Genomic DNA, 18,080 nt, shown 5'->3' on the forward strand with positions numbered 1-18,080 from the left:
TCCCAGGCGCGATGGATGCACGCAACCGGAATTAAACGACCATTCGCTGACGAAATTTTGTCCACCATAAATATGAAATTTCGTCTATGATCAATAATGTTTCGGATCGTTGCGAAAGTCCATAGATATTAGATGTAAGGCGGATTTTGCTTCGTTGACTAATTTATCTGCGCAAGAGTTTGTCCATGACAAATGAATCAGAAACCGGCCCATCCTTGAACATCTCGGTGGCTGGCCGGACAGAAACCGGAAGCTCGATGGCGGTCAATCACGACCCGGCGGGCACGGCGGAGGACGGTGCTGCGACAGGCGCCGCTGGCATCGGAATTGGTATTGGTGCGATCGCAAACGAGATCGGCTTGACCAAGGACACGTTGCGGGTCTGGGAGCGTCGATACGGCTTCCCGCAACCGTTGCGGTCATCGGGCGGCGAGCGGCTGTATCCCCAGGAGCAGGTGACCAAGCTGCGTCTGGTCAAGCGCCTGCTCGACGCAGGTCATAGGCCGAGCAAGGTCCTGCCGCAATCCATCACGCACCTGCAGCAGCTGGCTGAGGATTCGGGCGTGGGACAGGACGCGCCGGACGCGGCACTCGACCGGCTCGTTGAGCTGCTGCGCGTGGGCCGATACGACGACTTCCGCTTTGAGCTGCTCAAGCGCGCCACGCGCGAAGGCCTCTCGCACTTCGTGCTCGATACAGCCGCGCCTTTGTCCGCGCGAGTTGGCAATGCATGGGCGGCAGGCACGTTGCAGGTCTATCACGAGCATCTGTTCAGCGAAGCCATGCAGGTCACGCTGCGCTCGCTGATGCGCCCGCTCTCCGAGGCTTTGCGCGGGCGCGGCGCGCACCCGCGGGTGGTGCTCACCACGCTGCCGGGCGAGGCGCACGGGCTCGGCATCCTGATGGCGGAGGCCATGCTTGCCCTGGCCGATTGCGAATGTATGGCGCTCGGAACCCAGACGCCGCAGCAGGAGATAGTCGACGCCGTTCTCGCCCACGAAATCGAGATTGTCGCTCTGTCGTTTTCCGCTTCCGTGCCGGTGCAGGCCGTGATCAACGGACTCACGGAGTTGCGCGCGGTGCTGCCTGCGGAGGTGACGATCTGGGTTGGCGGCAGCAGTCCTGCATTACGGCGCAAACTCCCCGACGGCGTGCTGAACGTCGCGGGACTCGGGCCGATTGAAGATGCTGTAGCGGAGTGGCGCCATAGCGCCATGCTATGATCGACGGGCGGTTTGCTGCATTGTCCAGCGTTGTCCACTTAGCACTACGGTCAATGCAACGAAGGCAGCCCGGGCATGGCCAAGGACATGATTCATGGTCCAACCCGAGGGTGTGGCCCGAGTGCGAGGTGTAAAACATGTTGCGCCTTGTGCCTGTCACGCGCCAAAGGCATGCTTCATGCGTCGTACATAGCGCTACGGTGGTGGAAGTGGCGGGGTCTCGCCCAAGCAACAGGGTTTTAGAAAGTATCAAAAAAGGCTTTAAACGAGCTGCATCACGGCTCACGCTTCGTACTTACCTCAGGCACAGGGTTCGCTCCTCACCCACGGTAGATAGTGCAACGCCGCTTTCAGGTGCGCGTTTGCAACGGGCAAAAAGTCGCAAAGGGACGCGACAGGCGCTTCTTTACCGTTTTTGCATCTGAGCGCCTGATTCCCGCGTAAAATTGAAAGCTTCGCCGCCGGCGGCGCGGATTCCCGCGCGTAGCCGGCTAAAGTTACAACAGACAGAACTGTCGCACTACGTTGCAGACCAGGGGTGGACTATGAACACGATGCTTTATCCGGAACTGTATAAATCGCTGGAATCGGTTCGTTGGGACATGGAGAAAGATATTCCCTGGGACAAATTCGACTCGGCGCTGCTCACCGACGAACAAGCCAAGACCATCAAGATGAACGCGATCACCGAATGGTCCGCGTTGCCCGCCACGGAAATGTTCCTGCGCGACAACCACAACGACAGCGATTTTTCGGCGTTCATCAGCGTGTGGTTCTTCGAAGAGCAGAAACACTCGCTCGTGTTGATGGAATACCTGCGCCGTTTCAAGCCTGAAATGGTGCCGACCGAAGCGGAGCTGGATGCCGTTCGCTTCGAATTCGATCCCGCTCCCCCGCTCGAAACGCTGATGCTGCACTTTTGCGGTGAAATCCGCCTGAACCATTGGTACAGGCGCGCGGCTGAGTGGCACACGGAGCCGGTGATCAAACACATTTACGAAACCATTTCACGCGACGAAGCACGTCACGGCGGCGCGTATCTGCGTTACATGAAGAAAGCGATGACGCAGACCGGCGATATCGCGCGTGCGGCATTTGCGAAGATCGGTGTCCTGATGGCATCGGCACGACGCACGGAAAAACCGCTGCATCCGACCAATCTTCACGTGAACCAGGCGCTGTTTCCGCGCGACACAATCCAGTCGCGTTTGCCGGACCCGGAGTGGCTCGAACACTGGCTCGACGAACAAATTCGTTTCGACGACAGTTGGGAAAAGAAAGTCGTCGAACGGATTCTGCATAATCTTTCCATTCTGTTCGAACGCTCTTTCGCCACGGCGCAGGAGTTGAACAGGTATCGCAAGGAAGTGGTGTTGCGACTGCAAGCTGCACAAAGCGCGACGCAACTGCCGGCCTGACCGGAACCCTGACTAGTTGCTTTGAACAGCCCGCTGGTTTGTGACCGGCGGGCTGTTTTGTTTATGAAGGGTGCGTTTCATACGCAAACGCACTTGCACGCGGAAGCATACCGGCATGCATGGCACACTATGGTCCTTCCGAATTCCTCATCGCTTAAACACACAGACATGCCCGCTCCCTTCGAACGCAAGATCATGACGCGCGACGATCTCTCTGCTGTGCGCCCGCAATTCACTTCGCCGGTGGTTTTCACAAACGGCGTTTTCGATATCCTGCATCGCGGCCATGTAACCTATCTCGCCGATGCGAAAGCGTTGGGTGCAACGCTGATCGTGGGTGTGAACAGCGACGCGTCCGTGCGTATGCTCGGCAAGGGCGACGATCGGCCGATCAATCGCGAAGACGACCGCATGGCGCTATTGGCCGCGCTGGAAAGCGTGGATTGGGTGGTGAAATTCGAGGAGTCCACGCCGCTGGAGCTGATCGGCGAATTGCATCCGGACGTGCTGGTGAAAGGCGGCGACTACGACATGGACAAGCTGGCGGAATCGGCGCTGGTGCGCAGCTGGGGCGGCAAGGCGCTCGCCATTCCATTCGAGCACGATCGCTCGACGACTGCTTTGCTCAAGAAAGTGCGCACGCAGGGCGCGGAGAAATAAGCGCGTTGCTGTCGCCGTCGATGTTGCAGGAAAACAGTTTATTGCGCGAGCGGCGCTGCCTGCACGGCAGCCGCGGGCGCGGGACCACCGACCATGGGCTGATCGGCGGCTTCTTCGGGACCGATCGGGCGAACCCGTACCAGTTCCGGATGCACTTGCCGGTCGAGATGTTGCGGTTCGCGTCCGCCGGCCGCCGGCAACGGTCCGAACACGCCTTGCACGACAACGAACATCAACAGGTTTGCCAGAAATAAAACGGCGAGCAGCCAGCGCAACATGGAAAGCGCTCCATCAATCAGGTGAACGGGAAACGGCGGCTTCGCGGGCGATTAATGCAAGTCCCGCGAGCACGAGGGAGTCGTGGCGAGTATGCGGCACCTTGAGCGCGCCCGCCACTTCGCTGGCGCCACCGCCGCTGAGAATCAGGCGTACGTCGTTGTTCCACTGGGCGCGCAGATCCTGCCACGCGCGTTCTATCAAACCCGCCTGCGCGAGCAGGCATCCCGACGACAAAGCCGTTCGCGTGTCAGTCGCGAAAATTCCGCTGGATGAACTGATCGCACGACGGGCGGTGTCAGGCAGAAGGGTTGGCAATTGTGCCGTGTGGGTGCCGAGCGATTGCATCATCAGCAGCCAGCCGGGTGCAATCAGGCCACCTGTGAAGGTGCCATCGGCGAGGAGCGCTTCAAGCGTCGTCGCCGTCCCGATGGTGGCAATGAGCAAGTTTTCCCCGGGGTACGCGGCGTGCGCGCCGATCATGCCGCACCACCGGTCGCTGCCGAGCGCCGCCGGTTCCGTGTAGCGGTTCGTCACGCCTGATTGTTGCGCCTGAGCGTGCACGATCGTGCTGGGCAAGCCGGGCCAGTGTGCATCGAGCAAGGCGGCAATGCGTTCACCGACGCGCGGCCCCGCCACATTGGAAATCCATGCGCCCGCGGGCGTTGGCAAGCTGGACCAATCGGCAATATCGGCCAGCAGGGCTTCAACGTCGGCGTGCTCAAACGCGCCGCCGCTCAGCGTTTCATGCGTGGCGCTCACCAGTGACCACTTGATCCGGCTGTTGCCTGCATCGATAAGCAGAAACGGTGCACCACTCACGGCCGTTGCTCCGCGAGCCGCAGCGAGACGTCGCCGGTGGCGGCGGTTCTCAGGCCAGTTGGCGTGTCGATCTGCAACTGGCCGTTATCGTCGATACCCACCGCCAGGCCGCGCGCCACTTCCACGCCCTGTTCCAGCAGCACCACCTCGCGGCCCGCGTAGGCGTGCGCGGCGAGCCACTGCTGGCGAAACGGGCGGAAGCCATCGGCGGCAAAACGTGCGAGGGTGGCATCGAGCGCGTTCAGGACGGCGGCGAGGGTATCGGTGAGATTCGCTTCGGGCCACGCCCGCGACAAGGAAGCCGGTGTATTGCCCGGCAAAGGAAGAGCGTTTCGACGCTGGGCTTCATCGAGTTCGGCCGCCAATTCGGCTGCGCCGTGGAGGTTGATGCCGATGCCAATCACCACCGCGCTCGCCCGCGGTGTGTTCCACGCTGTCTCGATCAGGATGCCGGCGAGCTTGCCGTCGTCGAGCAGGATGTCGTTCGGCCATTTCAGCGCGAGTCTCGCCGATGCCGCCAGCGGCAAGCTGTTCAGTGCCTCGAGCACGGCGGTGCCGACTGCGAGGCTCAGGCCCGCGAGCCCTTCCAGCGGCCGCGGCAGCACGCAGGCGGTGGAAAACAGCAACGCGTTGCCCGGTTGCGCCAGCCACGCGCGGCCCCGGCGACCTCGGCCGGCTGTCTGCAGGTACGCAACCCGCACGAACGGCGTGCCATCGGCGGCCTTCAGCGTGGAACGTGGCGAGAACGAGTCGGGTGCCGACGCTGATGTCTTGTTGCGGGGCTGCTCTTTGAGCTGCGCCATCAGGTCGGCATTCGTGGAGCCCGTTTCATCGACGATCTCGATCGGCCAGTCGCGCACCGGCCGCGCGGAGAGCGACATCAGCCGGTCGCGGTCGATCCGCCAGGCGGCGTCGAGCGGGAAAGACGAATTGGATGAGTTCATATCCGCATTGTAGCGATCTGGCGCCCGGCGGCTGAGCGGGGGAAACGCGCAGGCCGGTCGTTACACTGTCCTGGGCGCCGAAATCCTGGCCGGTTGGCCAGCGCCCCGCCTGTTCGAGATTCCAACACGTACCTTCGCTACAATGACTTCTCCCTCCACCCTACCCGGAGCGTTTTCAAGCCTTGAACTTCGACACTCCGCCCGGCCTGAAGGTCGAGTCCGGCCAGCAGGGCAAGGTTGTCCGGCTTTCCGGCCAGTGGACGGCGTTTGCTCTGGCGCGCGATCACGCGAGCTCCAAGCGCGGCGTGGTGGACCGGCTGCGCAGCGTCGGGCAGGAAGCGATCAAGCAGTGGGACCTGCTGCCTGTCGAGCGGCTCGATCACGTCGGCGGACAGGCACTGTGGCGCGTGTGGGGCAGGAAGTTGCCGGAGCGCGTCACGCTCTCGGACACGCAAAGGGAAATTTTCGAACGGGTCGCGTTGCTCGACGCGAATCGCGACGAGCCCGAGCAAATCGATCGTGCCGATCCCATCACACGCTTCGGCCTGATGCTGTTCTCGTTCTTCGAACATCTGCACGGCGGCCTCGCCATGTTTGGCGGCTTCGTGCTTGACCTGATCGGGCTGGTGCGGCGTCCGAAGCGTATTCCGTGGACTGAAATCTCCTCGAACGTCTATTCAGCCGGCACGCAGGCGCTCGGTATCACGGCGCTCGTGGCCTTCCTGATCGGTATCGTGCTGAGTTACCTGTCCGCGCAACAACTGCGCATGTTCGGCGCAAACCAGTACATCGTAAATATTCTGGGGCTTTCGGTGATCCGCGAGCTCGGGCCAGTGCTTTCGGCCATCCTGGTTGCCGGCCGCTCCGGCTCCGCCATCACTGCGCAGATCGGCGTGATGCGCGTGACGGAAGAACTCGATGCCATGCAGGTCATGGGTATCCCGCACGGCCTGCGGATCGTGCTGCCGCGCGTGATCGCGCTCGGCATTGCCATGCCGCTGCTGGTCATGTGGACCAACATGGTTGCGCTGCTTGGGGGTGCGCTGGCGGCGAAGCTGGTATTGGGTATCGACCTGTCCTTTTTTGTGCGTTCGCTGCCCTCGGTCGTGCCGATCGCCAACCTGTGGATCGGGCTTGGCAAGGGCGTGGTGTTCGGCATGCTGATTGCGCTGGCCGCGTGCCATTTCGGCTTCCGCATCAAGGCGAATTCGCAGAGCCTGGGCGAAGGAACGACGACCTCGGTGGTGTCGTCCATCACCATCGTGATTCTCGCCGACGCCGTGTTCGCGATTCTCTTCCAGTCGGTGGGCATCTGATGTCGGCTACTCTCGCCTCCGCCGTTCGCGACAAACCGACGCCCGTCACCGCTGAACCGGTGATTGAAGTCGTGGACGTGACGAAACGCTACGGCCGTACCGTGATTCACGAGCATCTGAACCTGGAAGTGCGGCGCGGCGAGATCCTCGCGTTGCTCGGCGGGTCGGGGTCCGGCAAGACCACGCTCGTGCGGCAGATGCTTGGGCTGGAGTCGCCCACGTCGGGCACGATCCGCGTGCTCGGTGACGAGTGGGCGAACATGGACGACGACACCGCGCGCATCCTGCGCACGCGCTCCGGCATGATGTTCCAGCAAGGCGCGCTGTTCTCGTCGCTGTCGGTGTACGACAACATCGCGCAGCCGTTTCGCGAGCTGGGCAAGATTCCCGAGGACCTGATCCGCGAGTTCGTCATGCTCAAGCTCGAGATGGTCGGGCTGTCGTGCAAGAACATGAGCAAGATGCCATCGGCGTTGTCGGGCGGCATGGTCAAGCGCGTAGGGATTGCACGCGCCATTGCGCTTGAACCCGAACTGCTGTTTCTCGATGAACCCACGGCGGGGCTGGACCCGAAGGCGTCGGACGAATTCGTCGACCTGATCGCCACGCTGCACCGGGCGCTCGGGCTGACCGTGGTTCTCGTCACCCATGACCTCGATACCATGGTCGCGCTGTCCACGCGCGTGGCTGTGCTGGCCGAGCGGCGAGTACTGGTGGCCGCTCCTGTGGAAGAGGCGGTCGCCGTGGATCACCCATTTATCCGCGAATATTTTCTCGGGCGGCGCGGCCGGCGCGCGTTACAGGCGCTGCCGCCCGCGCGCCGCGCAAAATTACCGGCGATCGCGCTGGAAGACGCGCCATGCGGTCCCACGCTTTAACCGTTCTAACGGGCATTTCCAACATTTCCACGAACGGTTTTTTGGGAAAGCTCTGGCAGTAAGTAGTAAAAAAAGGAACCTGCTGATGGAAAACAAATCCCATGCGTTCTGGGCCGGTCTGTTCACTATCGGGCTGTTGGCTGCTATCGGCGTCGCGGTGTTTTTTTTCAACGTGGACCGCACCGTGCGCGTGCCGTACGACCTGGTTGCGCGCACCAATGTGACGGGCCTGTACACCGACGCCGACGTCCGGTATCGCGGACTTGGCGTGGGCAAGGTGGCGTCCATCAAGTTCGATCACGCTAATCCGGGGCAGATCCGCATCCGTATCGAGGTCGACAAGAACGCGCCGATCACTAAGTCCACGTTCGCTACGCTCGGTTTCCAGGGCGTGACGGGGATCGCGTTCGTGCAACTCGATGACACCGGCAAGGATCCCGCGCCGTTGCCTTCATCGACGAAGAATGTAGCGTCGCTGCCATTGCGCCCGGGTTTGTTCGACCAGTTGCAGCAACGCGGCGACATCCTGATCAAAAAGTTTGAACGGATAGCCGACGATGCAGACAGATTCATGTCCGACGACATGCGTGATCAGGTGCAGCAGACCGCGAAGAGCTTGCAAGGGGCGGCTGACAGCATCGCCGCGCTGAGCAAGCAGGTCGGCCCGGTGGCGGAGCAACTGCCGCGCACGCTGAATCAACTGGACCGGACGCTCGCGTCGACCAATGCGCTCGCGAACAGCTTGAGCCGGCCGGACGGCCCGTTCGTCACCAACATGAATAAGGCGGGTGACGCGGCTGAACGTGCCAGCCGGGTGCTGAACGAAGTCAACGAGTCGTTGCAGGAGATGGCCGCGCGGGTGGGTTACGAGACCTTGCCACGCGTGAATTCGCTGGCGGACGACGTGGGCAGCGCGGCGCGCTCGGTGGATCACGCCGCCGAGACCTTCGACCGGAATCCGCGCAGCATACTGTTTGGTGCGCCAAAGCCGGCGCCTGGGCCTGGCGAGCCGGGTTTCCAGTGGCCGTCGGCGCCATCGAAATGATGTCATAGAAATTGGCGCAGAGTCATCGGCGCCGGGTCCGCTGCCCGCAGGAATTTGGCGGACCAGAGTTCGATGTCCAAGTGCTTTGTGATCTTGAAAAAGGAAACTGTGATGCCACACACGATCTTGCAGGCGATGCGCTTATCCAAGCGTGCTGCGCGCCCGCTGCCGCGGGCGCGCTCCGGTTTTATCAGCGTGGCTGTTATTGCCCTGCTCGCAGGTTGCGCGTCGGGGCCGCCCGCGGCTGTGTCGAATATCCGCTATGACCTGGGTGCGCCCACGCCGCTTGGTAACACCATGAACATGCCGCCGGTGAAAGTGCTGGCGGTGAACGCGGCGAAAAACCTGGATACCGACGCGATCGTGTATCGCCTGAAATATGCCGATGCCCAGCGCACCGGCAATTACGCGGACAGCCGCTGGACCATGTCGCCGGCGGATTTGCTCACGCAGCGTTTGCGCGCGGCGCTGGCCTCGCGCGGGCCAGTGCTCACGGGCGCGGACCCGATGCGCGCACCCACGTTGCAGGTCGATCTGACGGACTTCGAGCAAGTCTTCGATGCCCCCGAGCAAAGCCATGGCGAAGTCTCGGCGCGGGTGACGTTGTCGCAGCATGGGCAGGTGGTCAGCCAGCGCACGTTCATCGCACGGGCGCCTTCGTCCACGGCCGATGCCGCCGGTGGCGCGCGTGCGCTCGCCGCTGCGTCCGACGACCTGATCGCGCAAATGGCGGCATGGCTCGGCGTGCAGCCGCTGGTCGCTTCGCAGTGACAGCGTTGAAGGCCTCGAACGTGCACGTGCCCAGGACCGCCCAGTGAGTGCTACGTACGTCGACGCGGCATGCTGCGCCACATTGCAAGAACCAGGGCGGCGCGCATGACACTCAAGCACTGGCAGCGCCGGCCGTCCGCGCTCTCGCGGCAGGCGCTGGGGGCATACACAATGCTCGTGGTCTACGGGTCGTTGTATCCGTTTTCCGGCTGGCGAACGCTCGGAATCGGCCCGTTCGCGTATCTCGCCGATCCACTGCCGCAATATCTCACCGCGTTCGATGTCATCACCAACGTGCTCGGATACATGCCGTTCGGCGCGCTGGCCGTGCTTGCGCTCTATCCGCGCTGGCGCGGCGCGCTTGCGGCGGGCGTGGCGTTTATCGGCGGGGCGATGTTGTCGGGCTCGATGGAAGCCGTGCAGACCTATCTGCCCACACGGGTGGCGTCGAATCTCGACCTGGCCGCCAACGCCCTCGGTGCGCTGCTGGGCGCCGCGCTCACCGCACCTGCCACCAGCAGGCTGCTCGACCGGGGCTTGTTGCGGCGCATGCGTTTCATGTGGTTCGAGCGCGACGCCGCGTACATGATTGGCTTATCCGGGCTCTGGCCGTTCGCCGCGATGTATCCCGCGCCGTTCCTGTTCGCCGTCGGCGATTTGCCGCGCGTGCTGTGGTCGAGTATCGATCCAGTCATGCAGGATGCACTGCTCGCGTGGACACCCGCCGCATGGAACGTCGCTGCGTGGCCGGCGCACTTGGGCGCGAAGCTACCCGACGGCGCCTGGGAAACGCTCATCACCTCGCTCAACCTGTTTGCCGCGCTGGTGTTGGCCACGTTGCCGATGCGCACCCGCGCGCCGCGCGTGCGGCTGTTGCTCGGCCTGGTGATCGCGACGCTTGGCGCGAAGGCGGGCGCGACGTTCCTGCAATCGCGTTCCGGGCTCACGTTCAACTGGGCTACCGACGGCGCGATCGCCGGCATAGCGTGTGGAACGCTGGCAAGTCTGCTTTCCCTGCGATGCTCACGGGCGTGGCGGGCGACGCTGGCCGGTCTTGCGCTTATCGCGGCGCTGGTGCTGGTGAACCTGCTGCCGGTCAATCCCTACTTCGATATCGTGCTGGCCGACTGGCGCCAGGGGCGCTATCTGCATTTCAACGGCCTTTCGCAGTGGCTTGCGTGGGTGTGGCCGTATGCCGCGCTTGGCTGGCTGGCATCGACTGCGGAGCGCGCATTCGTGGCTAGGCGGCGCGGCGGCGGTGACAAGCGCCGGTCGCTATAATCGGCTGAAAGCGACACAAAAATCCCTACATTCTCTACGACAACGAATCTTTTCCGGCCAAGCTCATGGACCCGTTCTACAAATATCACGTGTTCTTCTGCCTCAACCAGCGCGACCCCGACGCAGCGCGCCCGAGTTGCGCGAATTGCAATGCGCAGGCCATGCAGGAGTACGCGAAGAAGCGCGTGAAACAGCTCGGGCTCGCGGGCGATGGCAAGGTGCGCATCAACAAGGCCGGCTGCCTCGAGCGCTGCGAACTGGGGCCGGTGGTCGTCGTGTATCCCGAGGGGACCTGGTACACGTATGTGGATGAAGCGGATATCGATGAAATCGTCGATTCGCATCTGGTGAACGGCAAGATCGTCGAGCGTTTGCTGCTCGATCAGCCCGTGGTCTGAGGGCTCACACAATGAATACACAGACCGAAAGGTTCCTGATCGACGGCCCGGTAGGCAAGATCGAAGTCGCGCTGGATCGTCCCGCCGACGGAGCGCCCACAAGAGGCATTGCGCTGGTTGCGCACCCGCATCCGCTTTACGGCGGAACGATGGACAACAAGGTCGCGCAGACCCTCGCGCGCACGCTCGTTCAGCTTGGGTACATCACGTATCGCTCGAATTTTCGCGGCGTGGGTGAAACGCAAGGCGAGCACGACAACGGCACGGGCGAACGCGACGATCTGCTGGCCGTTGTCGCGCATATGCGCGCTCAGCCGGGGCAATCAGATGTCCCGCTAGTGCTCGCCGGTTTCTCGTTCGGCACCTTTGTGATGTCGCATGTGGCGAAGCACTTGCGCGAGTCCGGCGAGGCCATCGAGCGGATGGTGTTCGTGGGGACGGCAGCGAGTAACTGGCAGGTGGCCGAGGTGCCGGACAACACGCTCGTGATCCACGGTGAAGTGGACGAAACCGTGCCTATCAGTTCGGTCTACGAGTGGGCCCGGCCGCAGGAATTACCCGTGGTGGTCATTCCTGGCGGCGAGCATTTCTTTCATCGGAAGCTGCATGTGCTGAAGAAGATTATCGTCGACGCATGGCGTTGAGATCACCTCGGCATTACGCTTCACCAATACATACCTTCTGTTGAATCAACGCGCGGCGCGAGGCTTTCAAAGGCTTTGCGCCGCAGCCGTTTTTATCTCTGTTTTTATCGCTGTTTTCACGAATCCTCGGCACATCCAGCCACTTTCGCGGCAAAAGCGGTTTGGCGCACGCGTATAATGGCGCAGACTTTTGCGCGACCGCTTGTCGGTTCAGCGCTCGCCGTAGCGCATGCGGCACGTGTCCGGCATCTGCATAACCGGGCACGCCAAGCCCATGCGCCGCCCGAGTATCGAAGCGCGCGGAGGTCAGTCCAGCGAGCGTTTTATGCCGCGCCGGCGGATTAAGGATTCAACCGGGCCGCGTCCGGTTTGTATTGGGTTTTACTGTGTTGCGCGCTTTACATCGTCGTTTAAAACTGTCTGCCATTCAGCGGTAGTTCGAACCCGATTAAAAAGCCGTCAAACGAAAACCCATGCAACCCGAGCGGTCCTGACCGGTCCAATAATCCGTCTTTCGCGCGGCGTCCGACGATTTTGTTCACCCAAGCGCTCTACTGGACTGACCCTCCGCCTGTACAACCCGCGCGTTGCGTGTTTCCTTGAAGGGAATGCCTGACTCGCCGATGTTTTTTCTGCCGATCCGAACCTATGCGCTTTTCCCCTTCAAGCTTGTCTTTCGTCGCTCCTTCCTCCATTCACCGCGCTGTCACTGCCGCTATCGTCTTGCCTGCGACGCTTGTCACGGCGACTGCGTTTGCGCAAGTGCCGCCGCCTGATGTCACGGCGAACTCCTGGGTTCTCGTCGATGCAACCAGCAACCAGGTGCTTGCTTCCGGCAATCCGGACGAGCGCTCGGAGCCGGCGTCGCTGACCAAGCTCATGACCGCTTATCTCGTCTTCGACGCGCTCAAGTCGAAGAAGATCAACATGGACCAGACGGTCATGCCGAGCGAGGCCGTGCGCCGCGTGGGCACGGATGAGTCGCGCATGTTTATCGAGGCGAACAAGCCGGTGACCGTGCACGATCTCGTGTACGGCATGATCATCCAGTCGGGTAATGACGCGGCGATCGCGTTGGCTGAACTGGTGGGCGGCAGCGAGTCGAACTTCGTCGCGCTGATGAACGCGGCGGCGAAACAGATTGGTATGAAGAATACCCATTTCGCCGATGTGAACGGCATGCCCGACCCGCAGCACTACACCACGGCGGGTGATTTGGCCGTGTTGTCCACGCGCCTGATTCGCGATTTCCCCGAGTACTACAGCATCTTCTCGGTGAAGGACTTCACCTATAACAAGATCAAGCAGCCGAACCGCAATCGCTTGCTGTGGATCGATTCCTCCGTCGATGGCTTGAAGACCGGCCATACCAAAGCTGCGGGATATTGCCTGATCGCCACGGCAAAGCGTCCGCTGGACGGCGTACCCGACGCCAGCCGTCGTCTGGTCGCTGTGATGATGGGTGAGCCGAAAGAGCACAATCGGGTGCAGGACAGCCTGAAGATGCTGAACTACGGCTATACGGCCTATGACGCGTTGCGCCTTTACAAGGCGGGTCAGGTGATCGATTCACCGCGCGTCTACAAGGGCACGGAGAACCTGGTGAAGGCCGGTGTGGAGACGGATCAGTACATCACCGTGCCGAAGGGCATGGGCGACAAGGTCAAGCCAACTGTCACGCACAACGACACCATCATCGCGCCGATCAAGAAGGGTCAGCAGATCGGCACCGTGAAGATGATGGCGGACGGCAAGGAAGTGGCGCAGTTTCCGCTGGTGGCGCTCCAGGACGTGCCGCAAGCCGGCTTTGTCGGCCGGACGTGGGACTCGCTGCTGATGATGTGGCAAAAGAAGAAGTAAGCGGCAAGGCAAAGGGCGGTGGTTGGATTCAGGTGATCCGGCTCCATCTATGCCTGCTGTAAGACGCCCGGACGGCCCGGGCGTCCTGTGATGGAGAACACCATGAGCTCACCCGATATCGACGCCCTGTTCGATTTCCCCTGCGATTTTCCGATCAAGGTGATGGGCGCGACGCATCCGGAATTCCGCGATGCCGTCGTCACCGTCATCCGCGAATTTGACGACGAGTTCGACATTGAGCGCATTGAAGTGCGCCCGTCGTCGGGCGGTAAATACACCGGCCTGACCATTACCGTGCGGGCGCAGAGCCGCGCACATCTCGACGATATCTATCGTGCGCTGACGGGTCACCCTATGGTCAAAGTGGTGCTCTGAGCCTGAGTTCGGGCGCGGCCGGCAGCGGCAGCATGGGTGCATCGCAGGCAGCCGGCGTGCACTCGTAGAGCTGCTTGAAGCGTGCGATTTCATCGAAGAGCCAGGTGCGAAAGACCTGCACGCGTTGCGTTCCGAGCAACGCGTGCGGGCAAACAAAGTAGTAATTCCACGGGCTTGGCCCATCTACATTGAACAGCCGCACGAGCCGGCCCGCCACGATCTCTTGCATGGCAAGCGACCGGCGCACGAGCGCGATTCCCTGGCCTTGAATGGCCGCCTGCAGCAAATTCGACGAATCCTCGTATAAAACCCCGCGCTTCGGCTCAGGAAGGTCCAGGAGTCCGGCCGCATCGAACCAAGGCTTCCATAGCTCGTCATGCGAGCGCAGCAGCGGCACGTCGGCGATATCGGAGGGCTTGCGCGGCAGCTTACCGCCGTTGAAGCTCGGCGAACACGCCGGGAAAAACACTTCATCGAGCAATTCTTCCGCGTGCAGTCCGGCATATTTGCCCAGGCTGCTGAAACGGATGGCGACGTCCACGTCGTCGCGGGTGAAATCGGTCAGTGTGTTGGTCGAGAGCAATTCCAGGTTGATTTCCGGATGCTGCTCAATAAACCCGCCAATCCGCGGTGTCACCCAGCGTGCTGAAAACGACGACAGCATCGACACCACCAGCCGCCGGTCCCGCTCCCCCGAGCGCAGGCGGCGCGTGGCATCGGCGAGGGCGGAGAGCGTGGCGCGAACCTCGGTCGCGTATTGGCGGCCGATGTCCGACAGGCGTACGCGTTTGCCGTCGCGGGCGAAGAGGGTGACGCCGAGATCGGCTTCGAGCGCGCGGATCTGGTGGCTAACGGCGCCGTGGGTGACGAACAATTCGTCGGCGGCGCGCGAAAAGCTTTCGTGACGCGCAGCGGCTTCGAAGGCGCGCAGCGCGTTGAGGGCGGGAAGATGTCGGAGGTCCACGGGCGTTCACTCGAGTTGCGTATGTGAATTTATCTCACAAACCGAAGAAAATTGCTCGTTTTGCTTAAACCCATGCTGAGCCTATCTTATAGCCATCAACACGATTTTTGGCGGAGGCTGTCATGCGAGAAATATCCACAAGCATCACGTTTGAGATTGGTGATGGAGAAACCGTTCCGATGAAGATTGGCCGCAGTGTCAGGCTGATCGTTCAGGGTGCGCCAGTGTGGGCTACGCGTAGTAACGATACGGAAGATTACTGGCTTGTGCCAGGCGATTCCCTGAAGCTCCGTGAGCGTGAACGGTTGTGGCTGAGCACGGAAAAAGGGCGGACCGCGCAAGTGGTGTTCACGTTGGCGCCGCGACCCGATCAGCGCGCGATTGGATGGCTGGCGCGCCGGTTCGAGAAACTTGCAGGGCGGTTCCGGTCGGGGTGGCGGACGGTTTGAGAGGGGTTTCCCGTTCGCATCCCGCGGAGTTTTCATTCGTACCCGGGTGTGGTTTGGGGTTTGTTTTTGCTCGCGCCGGCGAACTGAGGGGTTCGCTGGCGCGGGTGGGAGTCGCATTGGGGGCGCGTCAGCAACTCGGAGCGATGCAAGAAGCACTTCGACAATCGTCCTTCGGCGCGAGCAAGCGAAGTTCGGTAAACTAGCAACATCATGTCTGCCCAGCCGGTAATAACTTCCCCCTCAGCGGCAACAGAGCGCGCTGCAACTAGCGCGTTGGCCGCCTCGGTCATATTCCGCTGGCGCGGCCTCGAGCCCTACACACAAAGCTTCGACGCCATGCGGGCCTTCACGGAAACGCGCACTGCCGAGACCCCTGACGAAATCTGGCTTGTCGAGCATCCGCCCGTTTTCACCTTGGGCCTGGCCGGCGACCCTGCGCATCTGCTCAATCCCAACAGCAATATCCCGCTCGTCAAAGTCGATCGCGGCGGCCAGATCACCTATCACGGCCCCGGGCAAGTCGTCGCGTACCTATTGCTCGACTTGCGCCGCCGCAAGCTGATGGTGCGCGAACTTGTGCATCGAATCGAGGCAGGCGTGATCGAAACACTTGCATCGTATAATCTTGCGACGGAGCGCAAGGAGCGTGCGCCGGGCATCTACGTCGCGCCAACGCCGTCGCAGCCGGCACAACAATCGCACGCGGGCGCAAAGATCGCGGCGCTAGGGCTGAAAATCCGCAATGGCTGCAGTTATCACGGTGTGAGCCTCAACGTGAAAATGGACCTGCAACCGTTCCTCGCGATCAACCCGTGTGGCTACGCCGGCCTCGAAACCGTCGATATGGCAACACTCGGCGTGACAGCGGAATGGAACGACGTGGCTCAAACGCTGGCTGAAAACCTTACTCACCATATTGGCGGCCATCGCGTGACCGCCGCCCAACCGCAGAACGGCGTGGCCGTCTGAATGGACCGACCGAATGACTGACGTAACCGGAAATCTGGCTGGCAGCACCGCTGCATCGTCCCCCGCTGCTGCGCCCTACGACGCCACCGCCAAACAAAAAGCGCAAGCGAAGACAGCGCGCATCCCGATCAAGATCATCCCGATCGAAAAGCTGAAGAAGCCGGAGTGGATTCGCGTGAAGGCCGCAACGGGCAGTTCGCGTTTCACCGAGATCAAGCAGATCCTGCGCGAACACAATCTTCATACGGTCTGCGAAGAAGCGAGCTGCCCGAATATTGGCGAATGTTTCGGCAAGGGCACCGCGACCTTCATGATCATGGGCGACAAATGCACGCGTCGTTGCCCGTTCTGCGATGTGGGCCATGGCCGCCCCGATCCGCTCGATGCCGACGAACCGCTGAACCTCGCACGCACGATTGGCGCGCTGAAGTTGAAGTACGTGGTGATCACGAGCGTGGACCGCGATGATCTGCGCGACGGCGGTGCCGCGCATTTTGTTGAATGTATCCGTCAGGTGCGCGAGCATTCGCCGCTGACGCGCATCGAAATCTTGACACCGGATTTTCGTGGCCGCCTGGACCGCGCGATCGGGATTTTGACCGCCGCGCCGCCTGACGTGATGAATCACAATCTCGAAACGGTGCCGCGTTTGTACAAGGAAGCGCGTCCGGGTTCGGACTATGCGCATTCGCTGAAGCTGCTGAAGGACTTCAAGGCCCTGCATCCGGAAGTGGCGACCAAGTCCGGCCTGATGGTCGGCCTGGGCGAAACGGAAGAAGAAATCCTTCAGGTCATGCGCGATCTGCGTGAGCATAACGTCGACATGCTGACGATCGGCCAGTATCTGCAGCCTTCCGAGCATCACCTGCCGGTGCGTTCTTACGTTCATCCGGATACGTTCAAGATGTACGAGGAAGAAGCGTACAAGATGGGCTTCACGCACGCGGCTGTGGGCGCGATGGTGCGGTCGAGCTATCACGCGGATCAGCAGGCTCACGACGCGGGTCTGGTCGGCGCGATGTGAGTTGTCTGGTTTTGGTTGGTTTGGTTGGTATGCAAAAACCCACGGAAACGTGGGTTTTTGCGTTTTGAGACTGCGTTGTGTATGAGTCGGGCCATCGGCCGAAACCGTGCCTTTGAGCTTCTCGCAGAGGTCGACAAAAAAAGATACCGGCGATGGTAGGCTTGCCCTCAAAGCTATTCGGGCAACCAGCCGATGAAGTTCTTGGGGACGCATCACCGGCGCCTAAGGACGAAGCTGGCCTTCAAGTTGACCGTCGTTATCAGTATCCTTAAACTTGAGTCCGAAAACTACGTATGAGCGGGTGCGAAAAACGTAGCGCCGCCTGGGTGACCAGGTCCCACCTGGAGTGGGAATTCCACCGCGAGGTGGATAGAGAATCCCGCATGCGACGGCTGCCGAAAGGCAGCCGTTGGTCATTCTGGGCTAGGGTCGAATTCTTCGTCCTTCCACGGCCGCTCGCTGGATGCTCCTAACGTGACCTTCTTGGCCACCTTCTGCCGCTTCGTCAGGCCCTGATCGAGCGTAAAGGCCGATTGTATGCGGAGCAGTAGACGGTGTTTCCGCGTCTTGTCTTTTTCCACCTCAAAGAACACCGCATATAGGCACGGCTCGCCGGATGCGTTCGTCGTTTCGACCGTCATGAAATTCGGTTGACGTTCGTCGGCCACGATGATCCGCCTCGTTGGCAAATTGCAGTCCTCTTCGACATCTGGCTGTGCCCATGGTGTTTTCAGACCTGTCCGATAGCCCAGAAAACACGACC

At 61.5% G+C, this 18,080-nt stretch carries 20 protein-coding genes; 15 read left to right on the top strand and 5 right to left on the bottom strand.

The genetic code is table 11. The annotated features are described in order from the left end of the window. Positions 1-185 precede the first annotated feature (185 nt). From FH08_RS0104235 to rfaE2, 3 genes are all read left to right on the top strand, one after another. The gene (locus FH08_RS0104235; protein ID WP_235210280.1) at positions 186-1,223 is read left to right on the top strand and encodes a MerR family transcriptional regulator; all 1,038 of its coding nucleotides are present in this window, start codon (positions 186-188) and stop codon (positions 1,221-1,223) included. A 545-nt stretch (positions 1,224-1,768) separates the two neighbouring features. Next, positions 1,769-2,641 (top strand): ferritin, encoded by an 873-nt coding sequence (locus FH08_RS0104240; protein ID WP_031357127.1) that lies wholly within the window; start codon positions 1,769-1,771, stop codon positions 2,639-2,641. A 168-nt stretch (positions 2,642-2,809) separates the two neighbouring features. Further along, positions 2,810-3,301 carry a D-glycero-beta-D-manno-heptose 1-phosphate adenylyltransferase gene (rfaE2, locus tag FH08_RS0104245; protein WP_031357128.1) on the top strand — a complete coding sequence of 164 codons (492 nt, stop codon included), beginning with the start codon at positions 2,810-2,812 and terminating at the stop codon, positions 3,299-3,301. 38 nt (positions 3,302-3,339) lie between these two features. Here rfaE2 and FH08_RS0104250 read toward each other — a convergent pair whose 3' ends face one another. Genes FH08_RS0104250 through FH08_RS0104260 form a run of 3 tightly spaced genes read right to left on the bottom strand, consistent with a single transcriptional unit; the run spans position 3,340 to position 5,343 of the window. Further along, complete coding sequence (locus FH08_RS0104250) at positions 3,340-3,579, bottom strand: hypothetical protein (protein WP_031357129.1); 240 nt, start codon at positions 3,577-3,579, stop codon at positions 3,340-3,342. Between the two features lie 13 nt (positions 3,580-3,592). Next, positions 3,593-4,399, bottom strand: coding sequence for a type III pantothenate kinase (locus FH08_RS0104255; protein ID WP_031357130.1), 807 nt, complete (start codon positions 4,397-4,399; stop codon positions 3,593-3,595). Then, entirely contained in the window at positions 4,396-5,343 is a 948-nt protein-coding gene (locus FH08_RS0104260; RefSeq protein ID WP_031357131.1) for a biotin--[acetyl-CoA-carboxylase] ligase, read from the bottom strand. The genes FH08_RS0104255 and FH08_RS0104260 overlap by 4 nt, the downstream gene beginning before the upstream one ends. A 182-nt stretch (positions 5,344-5,525) precedes the next feature. On the opposite strand from FH08_RS0104260, the gene FH08_RS0104265 reads away from it, so the two are divergent. The 9 genes from FH08_RS0104265 (at position 5,526) to FH08_RS0104305 (ending at position 13,911) form a co-directional block, all read left to right on the top strand. Continuing rightward, complete coding sequence (locus FH08_RS0104265) at positions 5,526-6,659, top strand: MlaE family ABC transporter permease (protein WP_031357132.1); 1,134 nt, start codon at positions 5,526-5,528, stop codon at positions 6,657-6,659. After that, entirely contained in the window at positions 6,659-7,537 is an 879-nt protein-coding gene (locus tag FH08_RS0104270; protein ID WP_031357133.1) for an ABC transporter ATP-binding protein, read from the top strand. The genes FH08_RS0104265 and FH08_RS0104270 overlap by 1 nt, the downstream gene beginning before the upstream one ends. Positions 7,538-7,622: 85 nt before the next feature. Beyond that, entirely contained in the window at positions 7,623-8,582 is a 960-nt protein-coding gene (locus FH08_RS0104275) for an MlaD family protein (protein ID WP_031357134.1), read from the top strand. 135 nt (positions 8,583-8,717) lie between these two features. Next, positions 8,718-9,353, top strand: a complete 636-nt coding sequence (locus tag FH08_RS0104280; RefSeq protein ID WP_031357135.1) for an ABC-type transport auxiliary lipoprotein family protein — start codon at positions 8,718-8,720, stop codon at positions 9,351-9,353. Between the two features lie 105 nt (positions 9,354-9,458). Beyond that, positions 9,459-10,634, top strand: coding sequence for a VanZ family protein (locus tag FH08_RS0104285; protein ID WP_031357136.1), 1,176 nt, complete (start codon positions 9,459-9,461; stop codon positions 10,632-10,634). A 65-nt stretch (positions 10,635-10,699) separates the two neighbouring features. Continuing rightward, complete coding sequence (locus FH08_RS0104290) at positions 10,700-11,032, top strand: (2Fe-2S) ferredoxin domain-containing protein (protein WP_031357137.1); 333 nt, start codon at positions 10,700-10,702, stop codon at positions 11,030-11,032. Between the two features lie 11 nt (positions 11,033-11,043). Beyond that, on the top strand, positions 11,044-11,676 hold the full coding sequence (locus FH08_RS0104295) for an alpha/beta hydrolase (protein WP_031357138.1): 633 nt from the start codon (positions 11,044-11,046) through the stop codon (positions 11,674-11,676). A gap of 648 nt (positions 11,677-12,324) precedes the next feature. After that, positions 12,325-13,536, top strand: coding sequence for a D-alanyl-D-alanine carboxypeptidase family protein (locus FH08_RS0104300; protein ID WP_031357139.1), 1,212 nt, complete (start codon positions 12,325-12,327; stop codon positions 13,534-13,536). Positions 13,537-13,638: 102 nt separating this feature from the next. Then, entirely contained in the window at positions 13,639-13,911 is a 273-nt protein-coding gene (locus FH08_RS0104305) for a DUF493 family protein (RefSeq protein ID WP_051887725.1), read from the top strand. Here FH08_RS0104305 and FH08_RS0104310 read toward each other — a convergent pair. Beyond that, a complete protein-coding gene (locus FH08_RS0104310; RefSeq protein WP_051887727.1) occupies positions 13,895-14,875 on the bottom strand; it encodes a transcriptional regulator GcvA in 981 nt (326 codons plus the stop codon). The genes FH08_RS0104305 and FH08_RS0104310 overlap by 17 nt on opposite strands. A 122-nt stretch (positions 14,876-14,997) precedes the next feature. Between FH08_RS0104310 and FH08_RS0104315 the strand changes: the two genes are divergently transcribed. From FH08_RS0104315 to lipA, 3 genes are all read left to right on the top strand, one after another. Continuing rightward, on the top strand, positions 14,998-15,324 hold the full coding sequence (locus FH08_RS0104315; protein WP_031357142.1) for a DUF2917 domain-containing protein: 327 nt from the start codon (positions 14,998-15,000) through the stop codon (positions 15,322-15,324). Positions 15,325-15,534: 210 nt separating this feature from the next. Continuing rightward, complete coding sequence (lipB, locus tag FH08_RS0104320; RefSeq protein ID WP_031357143.1) at positions 15,535-16,293, top strand: lipoyl(octanoyl) transferase LipB; 759 nt, start codon at positions 15,535-15,537, stop codon at positions 16,291-16,293. A gap of 13 nt (positions 16,294-16,306) precedes the next feature. Beyond that, positions 16,307-17,317 (top strand): lipoyl synthase, encoded by a 1,011-nt coding sequence (lipA, locus tag FH08_RS0104325; protein ID WP_031357144.1) that lies wholly within the window; start codon positions 16,307-16,309, stop codon positions 17,315-17,317. Between the two features lie 413 nt (positions 17,318-17,730). Here the strand turns inward: lipA and FH08_RS48140 are convergent, their stop codons facing one another. Next, on the bottom strand, positions 17,731-17,985 hold the full coding sequence (locus FH08_RS48140; protein WP_051887730.1) for a hypothetical protein: 255 nt from the start codon (positions 17,983-17,985) through the stop codon (positions 17,731-17,733). Between the last annotated feature and the right edge of the window lie 95 nt (positions 17,986-18,080).

The organism is Caballeronia sordidicola (assembly GCF_000729995.1).
GTDB lineage: Bacteria > Pseudomonadota > Gammaproteobacteria > Burkholderiales > Burkholderiaceae > Caballeronia > Caballeronia sordidicola_A.

Coding starts and splice junctions, on each gene's coding strand:
- FH08_RS0104235 (WP_235210280.1), top strand. CDS start 186: ATGACAAATGAATCAGAAACCGGCCCATCCTTGAACATCTCGGTGGCT.
- FH08_RS0104240 (WP_031357127.1), top strand. CDS start 1,769: ATGAACACGATGCTTTATCCGGAACTGTATAAATCGCTGGAATCGGTT.
- rfaE2 (WP_031357128.1), top strand. CDS start 2,810: ATGCCCGCTCCCTTCGAACGCAAGATCATGACGCGCGACGATCTCTCT.
- FH08_RS0104250 (WP_031357129.1), bottom strand. CDS start 3,579: ATGTTGCGCTGGCTGCTCGCCGTTTTATTTCTGGCAAACCTGTTGATG.
- FH08_RS0104260 (WP_031357131.1), bottom strand. CDS start 5,343: ATGAACTCATCCAATTCGTCTTTCCCGCTCGACGCCGCCTGGCGGATC.
- FH08_RS0104270 (WP_031357133.1), top strand. CDS start 6,659: ATGTCGGCTACTCTCGCCTCCGCCGTTCGCGACAAACCGACGCCCGTC.
- FH08_RS0104275 (WP_031357134.1), top strand. CDS start 7,623: ATGGAAAACAAATCCCATGCGTTCTGGGCCGGTCTGTTCACTATCGGG.
- FH08_RS0104280 (WP_031357135.1), top strand. CDS start 8,718: ATGCGCTTATCCAAGCGTGCTGCGCGCCCGCTGCCGCGGGCGCGCTCC.
- FH08_RS0104285 (WP_031357136.1), top strand. CDS start 9,459: ATGACACTCAAGCACTGGCAGCGCCGGCCGTCCGCGCTCTCGCGGCAG.
- FH08_RS0104290 (WP_031357137.1), top strand. CDS start 10,700: ATGGACCCGTTCTACAAATATCACGTGTTCTTCTGCCTCAACCAGCGC.
- FH08_RS0104295 (WP_031357138.1), top strand. CDS start 11,044: ATGAATACACAGACCGAAAGGTTCCTGATCGACGGCCCGGTAGGCAAG.
- FH08_RS0104300 (WP_031357139.1), top strand. CDS start 12,325: ATGCGCTTTTCCCCTTCAAGCTTGTCTTTCGTCGCTCCTTCCTCCATT.
- FH08_RS0104305 (WP_051887725.1), top strand. CDS start 13,639: ATGAGCTCACCCGATATCGACGCCCTGTTCGATTTCCCCTGCGATTTT.
- FH08_RS0104315 (WP_031357142.1), top strand. CDS start 14,998: ATGCGAGAAATATCCACAAGCATCACGTTTGAGATTGGTGATGGAGAA.
- lipB (WP_031357143.1), top strand. CDS start 15,535: ATGTCTGCCCAGCCGGTAATAACTTCCCCCTCAGCGGCAACAGAGCGC.
- lipA (WP_031357144.1), top strand. CDS start 16,307: ATGACTGACGTAACCGGAAATCTGGCTGGCAGCACCGCTGCATCGTCC.